Consider the following 13,344-nt stretch of genomic DNA (forward strand, 5'->3'; position numbering starts at 1 on the left):
TGATAGTGGGGATAGAACGAGAGGTTCACCAGCTCGAAGGACAGGACAGCCTATGACATCGGTTGCGCAGGCCACTATCGAGCAGGCTGGTACCCGGTCAGATGTCGCCGTCCCTGTCGGCACGACGGTGTCAGGCTTGCTTGCGATGATGAATGTGGATACGTCGATGGGCGACGTCCGCATCACGCTGCCGAGCGGCAGGTTGGTGTCCCCTTCTCAAGCGCTGGGACGAGATCTTCCGTCCGGCACCATTCTGTCGGTCGCCAGTGGACTAGCGTCCGACCGGGCGCAAGTCAGGGCCCGTGAATACGCCGAGGCCCCCTGGTTCAACAGACTGCTGGGCATCGTGGGCATCATGATTGCCGTCGTTGGGCTTGAAGCGGCCTGCATTATCGCCCCCCTGGTGGCACGGTCGGCCATGATTCCACAGGGCGTGCGCATCGGTGCCGGCATCGTGTCGATCCTCCTGACTCTTCCCCTGATTTTCCGAGGGCGTCTGCACGCGGGAACCGCAGCCTGCCTGGCGCTGAGTTTCTTCATCGGCGTGGCATCCCTGGCGTTGCTTCCTCCGCAGGCCCCCGTTTCCATCGTTCTTGCGCCCCCGATGCTGTGCTGGGTTGCGTTTGGAGTATCGCTTCTGTATTGGCTGACGACTCGCCTGCCTTCGGCGGCGGCCAGCGCTGTTGCTTTCGGTGTGTTAGCTGCTGTGCTGTCCATGACCACGGCGTTCCAGATTCCGTGGTCCACGATCATGCCGATCGGCTTGGCGTTGCTGGTGTTGGCCCTGGCGATTGTGCCTCAGACAGCGGTGCGGATTCCTGAAACGCAGCTCCTCGACCTCCCACTGGTCACCACGTCAGCGCCTGCGGTGCGTCAAGCGAAAGTGGCATCACCCTCGCGGATCACGCATGCGCGTGTGGAGCGCACCGTGCGGGAGGCATCCGGGATTCTGGATACGCTGGTCATCATCTGTTGTGTGGCGGTTTGTGTCACGATTCCGATGGTGGCGAGTCGAGTTGACTTGACCTCGTGGCACGGACGCGTCGGCACTGCGACGGTTGTGTGCGCAATTCTTGCCCTCTCACTTACGCCCCGCAATACGCGTTCGAAGGCATTTCGCATCGGCCCGCGCGTATGCGCAACGGCTCTGGCGGGCGCGCTCATCATGTCCCCGACGGGGCAGCAGGTGGCAGGACCTCTTGGCGTTGGCGGGATGCTGGCAATCAGCGGCATCGCAGTGGTATGTGCGGCCATGCTGGTCTCACGCCGTGACGAGGGCGCCGCTTTCCTCGGCCGGGTCGGAGACATTGCCCAGTCAATTTCACTGGTGTTCATCTTGCCGTGCGCCGTATTCTCTACCGGTTTATTTGACGTGATTCGACAGGTGGCATCGTAACTATGACGTCTATTCCTTCCACTGCACCAGCTCAAAGTCCGATGCGCGCGCAGATACCGCGCGGAACGCAATCACGTCCCTCCTCGCAAAGAAGCGCCCCCACCTCCAGTGGTAACCCGGCGTCGCGAAACCTGCGGGTCGGCTCGTACATGATCGACCTGCTGGCAATCTGGGCATGTGCAGCGCTTGCCTGGTTCATCCGACCGTCTCTTATCTTCGTCGGCACTATCGTGCTGGAACTGTTCCTGGTTCTGACGCTTGTGCGTGCCCGTACCGGACGCACCTTGGGAGCACTGGCCACACGTACCGTCGCGGTCGCAGCGGGTACGGATCACGCACCGGGACTTAAACGTCAGGGAATTCGCAGCGCCATCATCGGTTTACTGCACGTCACGGTTATCGGGCCTGTGATCGTGGTGTGGCTGGGCAAAGATGGCCGCGATTGGGTTGATTCGCTCGCGGGTACGGCGACACTTGATTTGCGCTCACCGCTCAGGCGCCCGACAACGGCCCCCGACGCCTATGGCCGGCAGACTACTCACACACTGACATCGGAGAACACCGGTTGGACTGGGCCAGCCTCGCCCTCGTCGCACCCGATGGACGAGGGTGACGCGCGAGTCCCCGGACCGTCGATGCCACCGGCACCTCAGCCGCAACCACAGGAGCAGGCTGGTTCACAGCAGAGCCAGCGCTCGTTTGGCATGTGGATGCCGAGCCTGTCATCTCCCGGGCTGAAACCGACAGGTGCGGGATCCTTTGCCGTTCCGTCACAGCCCGAACCGTCGTTGGCTCCGCGCCAGGCTCATCCCCAGGAAGCACCCGACCCACTGGCACAGCCTGAGGTGACACCGGCCCAGCCAGCCCAGCCCGATGGCTTCTCCGTTATCGTTCCACCAGCAGCGCCAGCGCAACCTGCTCCTGACGTGGCTCATCCGGAGCCGATTGCTTCAAATTCGGCTGCAGTTCCGCTGGCTAGCCAGTCTGCCGCCGGAGTCGAGAAGCCAGAGAATAGTGACGACACTTCTGCACCTGCACCTGCACCGGAGGAGCAGCCGGATCGAGCCGGCACGCCGAAGCCTAACACGCAGCATGATCAGAAGAACGCTGAAATATGGCTGGTATTCGATTCAGGTGAGAAAGAAGCAGTGATTGGTACGACAGTCATTGGACGCGCACCTGTCACGATGTCACCGAGTGAACGTGCTGTCACTGTCGAGGACTCAACACGCTCACTGTCTCGCACTCATCTGCGCTTGGGTCCTGCTCCCGGCGGAGTGTGGGTGGAGGATGCTTTTTCTGCGAACGGCACGTCGGTCACGTTACCTGACGGTTCAGTGTTTGAACTGGAGCGAGGAAATCGTCAGGCTGTCCCAATTGGCGCAACACTTCGTGCTGGAGAACGGTCGATCACCATCAACTCGCCCCACAGTCAACAGTGATGGCTCTAGTGGGGAGCATCGGCAGTGACAGGAATGTCACTCGGGTAAGCGACGCCCTCATCATCGGCAGGCATGACGAACCACAATATGAGGTAGAGCATGATGCCTGACCCCGGAAGCGGCAGCGTTGCGATAAACAGCAGGCGCACAAGGATCAGATCCCAACCAAGGTATCGGGCGATACCAGCGCATACACCTCCGAGAAAACGATGCTGAGTGTCTCGGCTGAAAACCCTGCGAGAGTAACCCGTTGTGACCTGTTCATTCATGGAACCATTCCACCTGATAACAGGCATTGAGCGCTATCGGGGAAAGCCCTGAGATCTCCCTGAGGCACCCGAGCATTCGTCCACTTTCGCCCTGGCAGCCCCTTCGCAGATGCGCGGTCGCCCTCGCCAATGAGGAGCCGGTGGGCGAGGCGGTGAGCGGACGGAATTATTCTTCTGGCGAATTGTGGAAGCTTTCAGCGCTTTCAAGGCCTGCGCGCGGTGACCAAGGTCCCAGTTTTGGTAGAGTTGGCACGAAGGCGCCCGAGGACGGGTGCGTCACGAGAGAAACGAGAGATGAGGACCTCGATGGTCAAGTATGTTTACGATTTCTCCGAGGGCAACAAGTCCATGAAGGATTTGCTCGGGGGTAAGGGCGCAAACCTCGCTGAGATGACGCGACTGGGTTTGCCTGTTCCGCCTGGATTCACGATTTCCACCGAAGCCTGCCGGGCTTACCTGAAAGATGGAAGCGTGCCAGACACCCTCGAGACCGAGGTGACCGCAGCACTGCGCAGCGTTGAAGACACCATGGGCCGCCAACTCGGAGCAGGCGATGACCCGCTGCTCGTCTCGGTCCGGTCAGGCGCGAAATTCTCCATGCCCGGCATGATGGAAACAGTACTGAACATTGGCTTGAACGATGAATCAGTCGAAGGCCTGACGAAAGTTTCCGGATCAGAGCGTTTCGCATGGGACTCCTACCGCCGCCTGATCCAGATGTTCGGCAAGACGGTGCTGGACATCGATGGTGATCTGTTCTCCGACGCGTTGGATTCACTGAAGAAGGAACGCGGCGTTGAGGCCGACGTTGACCTGACCGCAGAGGACATGCGCACGCTGGTTGACACATTCAAGAAGATCGTGCGTGACGAAACCGGCGAAGACTTCCCACAGGACCCTCGCACTCAGATGGACATGGCCACCGAGGCTGTTTTCCGTTCATGGAACACGGAGCGTGCACGCATCTACCGTCGTCGCGAGCGCATTCCGGATGATCTGGGCACCGCCGTCAACATCTGCACCATGGTGTTCGGCAACATGGGTGACACCTCCGGTACGGGCGTGTGCTTCACCCGCGACCCTTCCACGGGACACTCAGGCGTGTACGGCGACTACCTGCCGAACGCTCAGGGCGAAGACGTCGTGGCCGGCATTCGTAACACTCTGCAGCTGTCAGCCCTGGAAGAGCGCGATCCCAAGTCGTACCAGGAACTACGTGCCATCATGCGCAAGCTTGAAACTCACTACCGCGACCTGTGTGACATTGAGTTCACCATCGAGCGCGGCAAGCTGTGGATGCTGCAGACCCGCGTTGGCAAGCGCACTGCCGCCGCCGCCTTCCGTGTTGCCACCCAGCTGGTTGACGAGAAGATGATTACCCGCGACGAAGCCCTCGGCCGCGTTACCGGTGACCAGCTCACTCAGTTGATGTTCCCGCAGTTTGATGCGAGCGCACAGAAGGAACTGATCGCCCGCGGCATGCCTGCATCTCCCGGTGCGGCAGTCGGAAAGATTGTCTTTGACAACGCTCAGGCTGAAGCTGCGGCCCGCGATGGAGTGAAGTGTGTGCTGGTTCGTCGTGAGACGAACCCTGATGACCTTCCCGGTATGGTTGCTGCCGAGGGTGTCCTGACCGCCCGTGGTGGCAAGACCTCTCACGCAGCTGTTGTGGCACGTGGCATGGGCAAGACCGCTGTGGTGGGCGCTGACGCGCTGGATATTGATGCCGCCGCCGGAACCGTCAAGGTGGATGGTCATGTTCTCACCTCTGAAGACACGATCGGCATCGACGGATCCACCGGTGAAATTTTCCTTGGTGACGTTCCGGTTTCGGATTCACCTGTGACGACCTATCTGTCGCACGGACTGGAGGCGGGCCTGGAGGTTGCTGGCGATGATGCGGATATGCGTGAGCTGATTGCAGCTGTTGACCGAATTCTGGTGCACGCTGACGAGGTACGTCGCCTGCATGTGCGCGCCAATGCGGATACTCCTGAAGACTCACGTCGCGCGCTCGAGTTCGGAGCGGAAGGTATCGGCCTGTGCCGCACCGAGCATATGTTCCTGGGTGATCGTCGCCCGCTGGTTGAGCGCGCCATCCTGTCTGAAGCCGGATCGAAGGATCGTCAGGATGCGTTCGATGAGCTGGAGAAACTGCAGAAGCAGGACTTCCTCGAGATGCTCGAGGTTATGGATGACAAGTCGATGACGGTGCGTCTGATTGACCCGCCGCTGCATGAGTTCCTGCCGGATTTGACCAGCATGGAAATCAAGTTTGCCGTGGCCAAGGCCAAGGGCGAGACGGTTGATCCAGCTGATGAGAAGATGCTGGCCACCGTGCGCCGTATGCATGAGGACAACCCGATGCTGGGTCTGCGTGGCGTCCGCCTGGGAATTTACCTGCCAGGCCTGTTCGAATTGCAGATCCGCGCACTGTGCGAAGCTGCCGCCGAACTTGTTGCACGCGGACTGCACCCGCATCCGGAGGTCATGGTTCCGCTGGTCGCATCCGAGCGTGAACTTCAGCTGATCCGCGAATCGGCTGAAGAGATTATCGCAGCGGTGTCCAAGGACAAGAACGTTGACCTGTCGGGTGTGACAATTGGCGCCATGATTGAGCTGCCTCGCGCAGCCATGACCGCTGAGGATCTGGCACACGCAGCCGACTTCTTCTCATTCGGCACGAACGACCTGACCCAGACCGCCTGGGGCTTCTCGCGCGATGACGTGGAAGGCGTGTTCTTCCCCGAGTACATCGATGCCGGCATCTTCGGCGTCTCTCCGTTCGAGACAATCGACCAGCACGGTGTGGGTGCCCTGGTGCGTGAAGGCGTTGAGCGTGCCCGTTCCACCAAGCCGGAAATCAAGCTCGGCGTGTGTGGCGAGCATGGCGGCGACCCGGCCTCCATCCACTTCTTCTCGAAAGTGGGCTTGAACTACGTGTCGTGCTCCCCGTTCCGCGTCCCCGTTGCGCGTCTGGAAGCAGGCCGCGCCGCGGTGGCCTCCGAAGAGAACTGATCCGCGCCGCACCTGTTCAGGCAGCGCCGTCACGCCGGCCGCGTCGGCCGCGTCGATGAGCTGTCTGTCGGTGCATTAGCTGCAAGGGCTGTACCTGGTATCACTGCCGGGTACAGCCCTTCGCGTTTTCGCGTGGCGGTGTGGCGGGCCGGTGGTGTGGCGGGCCGCCGGGGTGCACGACTTACTAAAACTAAGCGCCCCAGATGCACGACTCACTAAATTTAACGCCCCGCCATTTCGGCCGATTTTCAAACACGCTGGTCACGGGGTATTTGGATTGTCGAGGGCGTCCCTATCCACTGTTGATCAAGGGGATTGTGCAAAAATTGGAGACTTTTTAGTGAGTTGTGCACGTGTGAAGGCTGAATCCAGGGCATGGTGCGCTCCTTGTCCTGGAGTGACATGACCGGGGGCGGGGCCAGCGGGCGCCCTCGTCGATGTGCCTCGACTGCTCAATGGTGAGCGAAGTCATGCCGGTGTGACGAAAAGACAAAAAATCCTGAAGTGTCGCAAAAATGGCTGTTCTGTTGCCAAAACGGAACCAATGAGACTGAGCACGATGCTAGTAAAGTTAGTGGCACCTAAGTTATACTGCGTTGAGCAGCAAAGAAGAAAAGTCAGGCACGTCGATTGGTCTTGTCGCCAGCGGTCGGAAGCTTAACTTACGAAATAAGGGAGGCTCACATCGTGAGCACAGCTCGACTCGAGCATCGCATTGAGCCACAGCGCCTAGTCGGTGTGGCATGCGTCGTAGCGTTAATGGCAATCCTTATGGCAATGCTGGCACTGCCCGCTCATGCGCAACCAGCCCCAGCATCCACACTCATCTCAGCAGAACAACCGGCACACGACTCATGGAGCTCCGTGGCCAAAGAGATGGGCTCGATTCTGGACGACGCAGTGGAGAAATACCAGGGAGGCGACGCAAAAGGCGGTAAAGACACCGTCAATGTGGCGTACTACCAGCGCTATGAGACGCTTGGCTTTGAAAAGCAGGTCATGGCGCGTATCTCCGGTGCACGCGTGTCGACAGTGGAGATGGAATTCTCGCTGCTGAAGAAAGCCATGAGTGACGGTGACGATGCGGGAGTGACTCAGCACGCCGACACCCTCAAGACCATGCTGGTTGAAGACGCGGCAACCCTTGACGGCGGCTCAGCCGACGGCGAGTCATACAGCCCCGGACCGTGGGGCCAGGTCGCCAAGGAAATGAACGGCATCCTCGATGAGGCCGTGGACCACTTCAAGAACGGTGACATTGAAGCTGGCAAGGACACCGTGAACGTGGCGTACTACCAGCGATACGAAACTCTCGGATTTGAAAAGCAGGTCATGGCGCGTATCTCCGGCACTCGCGTGTCGACAGTGGAGATGGAATTCTCGCTGCTGAAAAAGGCGATGAACGATGGCAATGCTGACGTTGTCGACCAGCACGCCACCACGCTGAAGAACTACATTCGTGAAGATGCCAACACCCTCGATGGGTACGAAGGAACAGGTGCGACCGAAAGCAGCCCGTGGCTGTCCGCATTCCTGCCCGCCTTCCTCATCATCTTGCGTGAAGGCTTCGAGGCAATCCTTGTTGTCGGCGCTGTCATCGCCTACCTGATCAAAGCGGGCCACGGTGACAAGACCAAAGTCGTGTGGGCCGGCACCGGAGTCGCCATCGTGTGCTCCATTGTGCTGGCTGTGCTGCTGAGCAACATCACGGCACTTGCCGGACATAACCAAGAACTCATCGAAGGCCTCACAGCACTGCTGGCTGTGGCCATGCTCATCTGGGTGTCCAACTGGATGATCGGCAAGTCAAGCCAGGCGGCCTGGGATCGGTTCATCAAGTCGAAGACGGAGCGCTCCTTGTCGCAGGGCTCCCTGTTCTCACTGGCCTTCATCGCATTCCTCGCGGTTTTCCGTGAAGGCGCAGAAACAATCCTGTTCTACCTTCCTGTCATCGCCCAAGCTGGCAACCAGGTGCATTACGTGTGGGTCGGTCTGGGCGTAGGCGCTGTGTGCCTGGTCATCGTCTACCTGATGATCCGACTGCTGGCTGTCAGAATCCCGCTGCGACCATTCTTCATCGTCACATCGATTCTGCTGGCGATCATGGCGATCACATTCACCGGCTCCGGTATCAAGGAGCTACAGGAAGCTGACGCGTTCCCGCTGACACCAATCAACGGGGCGCCCACCATAGATCTTCTGGGAATCTATCCCAGAGTCGAGAACCTGGCTGCTCAAGGTCTCGTTCTCCTGATCATTATCGGCCTGTTCGTTTGGGGCTCCCGACGTAATCGGGCGCAGGCTGCAGCCGATAATGCCACCCCATCTGAAGATAAAACGGAGACAGTTCAATGAAAATTCGTTTACGTCAAGTCGGTGCTGCTCTGACTGCACTCGTTGTTGCCGGTACGCTCGGTGCCTGCTCACAGCAGGGATCAACCAATGAGAGCGGCGCCTCTGACAACTCCACCACTCAGTCCGCTGCAGGCGACGCTGCTGAAAGCGCTGGTGGCGACGCAGCGGCTGCCCCAGGTGAAGACGCAGGCTTCCAGGAAAACCCGCTCGGCGATGACATTTACCTGGACAACGACCGCGTGAAGGTCGGCGGCGTCTACTTCCAGCCCGTTGACATGGAGCCTCAGATGGGTGTTCCCAAAGAGGAATCATCCATGCACCTCGAAGCTGACATTGCAGCTGGTGAAAACGACCTGGGCTACGGCGTCGGCGACTTCATCCCCGGCCTGACCGTGACCTACAAGCTGTACAAGGCAGGCACCAAGGATGTCGTGCAGGAAGGCGCCTTCATGCCGATGGTTGCCAACGACGGCCCGCACTACGGCCTGAACCTGCCCAAGCTGGATGCAGGCACCTACGACGTTGAAATCACCATCGAGTCTCCTGAAAAGGACGGCTGGATGCTGCACGTCGACAAGACCACTGGTGTGACCGGCCGCTACTGGACTGAGCCGCTGGTTGCAACGTTCAAGAACTTCCAGTGGGATCCAACCGCTGTCGAATGGTGAGCCTGACCTGCACCATTTGTTAAACGTATGAGCTGGGGCAGGGTGCTTGCGCACCCGGCCCCAGCTTGGTGCGTCAATGAAAGGTTGATTGATGATTCAGCAGATTGTTGAAATAGTCTCCACCACTCTCTTGCTGGCACTCGCCCTTGGTGCTCTCAGCGCGGCAGTACCCAGCATGGGGGGAGGCCAAAAAGGCCGCAAACCTGGATACCGCTCCATTATCTGGGGTGCGCTTGTGGGAGTCGCCCTCGGCGGTGTACTGACCATCGTGCACCTGCTGATTCCGCGTCAGATCAACCGCCAAGACATCACGTTCTGGGCGCTGATTCCCACAGTCATCCTGGCCGCTGTGACCCTCGTGATGGTGTGGCGGGTACGGGGTCGTGCTCGAAAAGGCGTTGAGGCAAGCTCAACGCAGCGTCGCGCAGCGCTGTGGGTTGCTGCAGCATATGCAGCCATGGCGACCTTCCGGGTGGCCCCCACCGCGCTCCTTCAGATCCGAACCTTCGTCTCTCCCAACACGTCCCTGGTGTCCACCGACACCGTCAAGAACATCGTCGGATACCTCATCGGCGTCGCCCTGGTCGCCCTGCTGGCCGTGGGTGTGCGCAAACTGTGCGAACGCGGTGCCCTGCTGGCACCGATCATGTCAACAGTGGGTGTCGGTATCCTGACACTGACACACGTGATCCTTATCGTCCGCATACTGCAGGCCAAGCGGATCATTCACCTGCCCGGCGCGATCTTCGAATCCATCGCGTGGACCATCAACCACGAAGATGCCATCACCCTGGTGGCCACCGCACTGGTCGCAGTGGCCTCAATCCTGGTGTGGATCCGGTCGCGATCGTTGCCCAAGGACGGTCCGAACCCTGCTGTGCGTCGCCTCCGCCTGGCTGAAGCAAAGTCGTGGCGCCGCCTGTCTGCCGGCTCCCTCTTGGCATGTGCGGCAGCAGGTGCCGTGCTGACTATTGGGGCTGCAATCAGTTCGGCAACCGTTGAACTGTCCCAACCTGAACCGTTCGAAGTGTCAGGTGACCAGGCAGTCGTGCAGCTCGATAAAGTCTCAGATGGGCATTTGCACCGATTCGCCTACACCACGTCAACAGGCATTGAAGTGCGTTTCATCGTCATCCAGAAAGCCGGATCCTCCTTCGGGGTGGGCCTGGATGCGTGCGAGATCTGCGGCCCGACCGGGTATTACGAAAAAGACGGCAAAGTCATCTGCAAGCTGTGCGAAGTGGCCATGAACATCGCCACGATCGGATTCAAGGGCGGATGCAACCCGATCCCGATTGACTATGAAGTGTCGAACGGCACGCTGTCGGTGCCCATCGCCCAACTTGAAGCTGCAGCGAGCGTCTTCGCATGATCTGCTGTTCAGCGCCCCATTGCGTGCACATAATTCGACATCACGGTGAACGAAGTCAGGATGTGACAACATGTTTCTGAGAATGCTCAAAGGAGCACTGTTCCGTCAGCGTGGCCGCCACCTCATGATTGCCTTGACTGTCGCGCTCGGCGCGTCGGTTGCGACATCCATGCTGTCAGTCATGTTCGACGTGGGCGACAAGATCAACCAGGAGCTGAAAAACTACGGCGCCAACATTGTGGTGCGCCCTAAGGGCGCGGCCGTGGTCCAGGATCTGTATCAGTTCGACACTCCGGTTGAACAGGAAGCATTCCTTCAGGAAGACGAGCTCGGCAACATCAAGACCATCTTCTGGACCTACAACATCGTTGACTTTTCGCCGCTGCTGTCCGTACCGGTGACAACAACCGGCCAGTCATCCACCGATGACAGCATTGAACTGACCGGCACATGGTTCAGTCACGATCTCAAACTCCCCACAGGCGACACGGTGACAACCGGCCTGACCAACCTGCGTGGATGGTGGACAATGGACGGCGCGTGGCCCCAGGACGGAGACGACAACTCCGTCATCGTCGGCTCGAAACTGGCGCAGACTCAAGGATGGAGCGTCGGGCAGACAATCCCGCTGTCAGCACGCGGACACAGCCAGGACGTCACCATTTCCGGTATCTTCACCTCAGATGGAGATGAAGACTCCCAGATTTACGCGCCCCTGCATCTGGCTCAGACATTCCTGGACAAGCCCGGCGCCGTCGGATCTGTTGAAGTGTCGGCTCTGACCACCCCTGACAACGACCTGGCACGAAAAGCCGCCAAGAACCCTGCATCCCTGTCGCTGACTGAGAGGGAAACCTGGTACTGCACCGCCTACGTGTCCTCCATTGCCTACCAGATCGAAGAAGCCATGACAGATGCCGTGGCGCGGCCGGTGCGTCAGGTCTCAGAATCTGAAGGCATCATCATGGAGAAGACCCAGATGCTGATGCTGCTGGTGACGGTTCTGTCACTGGCCGGATCGGCACTGGCGATCGCGAACCTGGTGACCGCCAACGTGATGGAACGGGCTCCCGAAATCGGCTTGCTCAAAGCAGTGGGAGCGAAAGACAACGCCGTTGTGCGCATGCTGCTGGCAGAAATCACGATCGTCGGCCTGGTGGGCGGCGTCGCCGGATACTTCGCCGGCATCGGATTCGCCCAGATCATCGGCCGAACCGTCTTTTCCTCCTCCATCGCAGTTGCGCCCGTAGTGGCCGGAATCGTTGCAGTGCTTGTGACGATCGTGGTGCTGGCAGGCTCGATTCCTGCCATACGCTTCCTGCTGGGGCTGCGGCCGGCAGAAGTGCTTCACGGAAGGTGATAGTCGGTGAATAAGAGAAAAATGTACTGGCGCATGGTCACATCCTCGATCCTGCGTCGTCGATCCCGCGTGCTGATCGCAGTTCTTGCTGTTGCCATCGGCGCCACGACCCTGTCGGGACTGGCTGCCATCGCCATTGACGTGCCCAGCCAGATGGCGCAGGAAATGCGCCTGTACGGCGCGAACCTCGTGGTCGTCCCCTCCGAGAAGAACGACAACCTGACTGACCAGACCATCAACCGCATCGACGAAGTGGTGAAATCGTCGGGTTCAACGCTCGTTGGCTCAGCTGCTTTCGACTACCAGCCGGTGTCCATCAACGACCAGCCGTACGTGGCGGCAGGAACCGACATTGATGCTGTCAAGGCAATCAACCCGTACTGGTACATCGAAGGTGAATGGCCCTCAGCCGACGGGCAGGTGCTCATCGGCCGTGAAATCGCCTCCACCATTGATGCCAAAGTGGGCGACTCGATCACCGTGTCGCAGCTCGCCGAAGGCGCCTCCTCGGCTGCCCCCCAGTCCGGCGGGCAGGACGCATCGACCGCTCCGGGCACCACAGCGATGAGCGGGGCCCCTGAGATCCCCGAAGGCTCCCACATGATGCCCGACGGCACGATCATGAAGAACAGCGAGATGCCCGGATACGACCCGTCGAAGAACGTGGACGGAATCTACGTTGGAGACCAGCCGCAAAGCGCTCAGTCCGGTGCGCCGACCACAAAGAAGGACGCGATCGAACAGCTGACGCAGAACAAGCCGACCGCTCCGGTCGCCCCAGGCAACGGCAAGGGGCAGGCGCCCGATCCGGTCGACACACGCGACATCTCACTGACAGTGTCCGGAATCCTTGAAACAGGTGGATCAGAAGACGGCTTCCTGTTCATGAGCACCGCCGACATGTCGCAGCTGACCGGCAAGGACACAAGCTACGGCGTATCTGAATATTCGGTTGCCGGGCAGGCGGAAGCCGTCTCCGCCCTCGCCAAGCAAATCAATGACGCAGTCGACGGCGTGAAGGCCTCGACAGTGACCCGACTGACCCATTCTGACGAGGGCGTCCTGACGATGCTGCGCTCGCTGATGGGGATGATCACGATCATCGTGCTGGCTTTGACGATGATCGGCGTGTCCACCACGATGATGGCTGTGGTTGCGGAACGACGCAATGAAATCGGCCTGCGCAAAGCTCTGGGAGCTCACTCGAAATCAATCGTGCGTGAATTTCTTGGTGAAGGCGTCATGCTCGGCATTCTGGGCGGTGCGATCGGCGCGGTGCTCGGCTACCTTCTGGCGATCGTGATCTGTCTGAACGTCTTCCACCGGACAATCGCATTCCACCCGCTGATGGGAGTGGTTACTGTGCTCGCATCAGTGATCATCGCGACGCTGGCATGTCTGATTCCAGTGCGTCGCGCCCTCGACGTTGACCCTGCACTGGTGCTGCGCGGAGAATAAGGAGAA

At 59.7% G+C, this 13,344-nt stretch carries 9 protein-coding genes; 8 read left to right on the forward strand and 1 reads right to left on the reverse strand.

The genetic code is table 11. The features are described from left to right. The first annotated feature begins 52 nt into the window (after window positions 1-52). Window positions 53-1,396, forward strand: coding sequence for a hypothetical protein (locus BLT69_RS01445; RefSeq protein ID WP_092648209.1), 1,344 nt, complete (start codon window positions 53-55; stop codon window positions 1,394-1,396). Window positions 1,397-1,398: 2 nt separating this feature from the next. Then, complete coding sequence (locus BLT69_RS01450) at window positions 1,399-2,838, forward strand: FHA domain-containing protein (RefSeq protein WP_154955741.1); 1,440 nt, start codon at window positions 1,399-1,401, stop codon at window positions 2,836-2,838. A gap of 5 nt (window positions 2,839-2,843) precedes the next feature. On the opposite strand, the gene BLT69_RS01455 is transcribed toward BLT69_RS01450, so the two are convergent. Then, window positions 2,844-3,107 (reverse strand): PspC domain-containing protein, encoded by a 264-nt coding sequence (locus BLT69_RS01455; protein WP_058237784.1) that lies wholly within the window; start codon window positions 3,105-3,107, stop codon window positions 2,844-2,846. 306 nt (window positions 3,108-3,413) lie between these two features. On the opposite strand from BLT69_RS01455, the gene ppdK reads away from it, so the two are divergent. From ppdK to BLT69_RS01485, 6 genes are all read left to right on the forward strand, one after another. Then, window positions 3,414-6,125, forward strand: a complete 2,712-nt coding sequence (gene ppdK / locus BLT69_RS01460) for a pyruvate, phosphate dikinase (RefSeq protein WP_092648210.1) — start codon at window positions 3,414-3,416, stop codon at window positions 6,123-6,125. A gap of 687 nt (window positions 6,126-6,812) precedes the next feature. After that, window positions 6,813-8,480: an FTR1 family iron permease gene (locus tag BLT69_RS01465; protein ID WP_443728816.1), complete on the forward strand. Its 1,668-nt coding sequence runs from the start codon at window positions 6,813-6,815 to the stop codon at window positions 8,478-8,480. Further along, the gene (locus tag BLT69_RS01470) at window positions 8,477-9,148 is read left to right on the forward strand and encodes an iron transporter (RefSeq protein WP_058237786.1); all 672 of its coding nucleotides are present in this window, start codon (window positions 8,477-8,479) and stop codon (window positions 9,146-9,148) included. The genes BLT69_RS01465 and BLT69_RS01470 overlap by 4 nt, the downstream gene beginning before the upstream one ends. A gap of 91 nt (window positions 9,149-9,239) precedes the next feature. Beyond that, the gene (locus BLT69_RS01475) at window positions 9,240-10,520 is read left to right on the forward strand and encodes a Fe-S-containing protein (protein WP_092648212.1); all 1,281 of its coding nucleotides are present in this window, start codon (window positions 9,240-9,242) and stop codon (window positions 10,518-10,520) included. A gap of 70 nt (window positions 10,521-10,590) precedes the next feature. Then, the gene (locus BLT69_RS01480) at window positions 10,591-11,880 is read left to right on the forward strand and encodes an ABC transporter permease (protein ID WP_082628661.1); all 1,290 of its coding nucleotides are present in this window, start codon (window positions 10,591-10,593) and stop codon (window positions 11,878-11,880) included. A gap of 21 nt (window positions 11,881-11,901) precedes the next feature. After that, the gene (locus tag BLT69_RS01485) at window positions 11,902-13,338 is read left to right on the forward strand and encodes an ABC transporter permease (RefSeq protein ID WP_371935802.1); all 1,437 of its coding nucleotides are present in this window, start codon (window positions 11,902-11,904) and stop codon (window positions 13,336-13,338) included. Window positions 13,339-13,344: the final 6 nt, after the last annotated feature.

This window comes from Schaalia radingae (genome assembly GCF_900106055.1).
GTDB lineage: Bacteria > Actinomycetota > Actinomycetes > Actinomycetales > Actinomycetaceae > Pauljensenia > Pauljensenia radingae_A.

Coding starts and splice junctions, on each gene's coding strand:
- BLT69_RS01445 (WP_092648209.1), top strand. CDS start 53: ATGACATCGGTTGCGCAGGCCACTATCGAGCAGGCTGGTACCCGGTCA.
- BLT69_RS01450 (WP_154955741.1), top strand. CDS start 1,399: ATGACGTCTATTCCTTCCACTGCACCAGCTCAAAGTCCGATGCGCGCG.
- BLT69_RS01455 (WP_058237784.1), bottom strand. CDS start 3,107: ATGAATGAACAGGTCACAACGGGTTACTCTCGCAGGGTTTTCAGCCGA.
- ppdK (WP_092648210.1), top strand. CDS start 3,414: ATGGTCAAGTATGTTTACGATTTCTCCGAGGGCAACAAGTCCATGAAG.
- BLT69_RS01470 (WP_058237786.1), top strand. CDS start 8,477: ATGAAAATTCGTTTACGTCAAGTCGGTGCTGCTCTGACTGCACTCGTT.
- BLT69_RS01475 (WP_092648212.1), top strand. CDS start 9,240: ATGATTCAGCAGATTGTTGAAATAGTCTCCACCACTCTCTTGCTGGCA.
- BLT69_RS01480 (WP_082628661.1), top strand. CDS start 10,591: ATGTTTCTGAGAATGCTCAAAGGAGCACTGTTCCGTCAGCGTGGCCGC.
- BLT69_RS01485 (WP_371935802.1), top strand. CDS start 11,902: ATGTACTGGCGCATGGTCACATCCTCGATCCTGCGTCGTCGATCCCGC.